The following is a 657-nucleotide window of genomic DNA, read 5'->3' as shown; positions in this document are numbered from 1 at the left end:
CGGTGAATTGGGTCAATGCCGGCATTTTCAGCTCGGGCATGGTGACCAGGATGCCGATCGCCAGGGCGACGATGGTGCCGATCTTGAGGAACGTCGACAGGTAGTCCCGTGGCGCCAGGATCAGCCAACCCGGCAGCACCGCCGCGACAAAACCGTAGCCGATCAGCATCCAGGTGATCTGGATCCCAGTGAAGGTGAAGGCCTTGGCCCAGACCGGGTCGGCAGCAATTTGCCCGCCCAGCCAGATCGAACCCAGCAGCAACAGCACGCCGATGATCGAGATCTCGCCGATGCGGCCCGGGCGGATGTAGCGCATGTAGATGCCCATGAACATCGCGATCGGGATGGTCGCCATCACCGTGAAGATGCCCCACGGGCTCTCGGCAAGGGCCTTGACCACGATCAGCGCCAGCACCGCGAGGATGATGATCATGATCAGGAAGCAGCCGAACAGCGCGATGGTGCCAGGGATGCGGCCCATTTCCTCGCGCACCATGTCGCCCAGGGAACGACCGTTGCGGCGGGTAGACAGGAACAGGACCATGAAGTCCTGCACCGCACCGGCCAGCACCACGCCGGCGATCAGCCAGAGCGTGCCGGGCAAATAGCCCATCTGCGCCGCCAGCACCGGCCCGACCAGCGGCCCCGCGCCGGCAA

The 657-nt window shown here is 64.7% G+C and carries 1 protein-coding gene; it reads right to left on the bottom strand.

Going from position 1 to position 657, the window contains the following annotated elements:
• Nucleotides 1–657: carbon starvation CstA family protein (locus J3361_RS29840; RefSeq protein WP_279382107.1), on the bottom strand; the 657-nt coding region annotated here is incomplete at both ends.

This window comes from Pseudomonas sp. OA65, assembly GCF_017498305.1.
Lineage (GTDB): Bacteria > Pseudomonadota > Gammaproteobacteria > Pseudomonadales > Pseudomonadaceae > Aquipseudomonas > Aquipseudomonas zanjanensis.
This window is presented reverse-complemented; position numbering and strand designations above follow the sequence as displayed.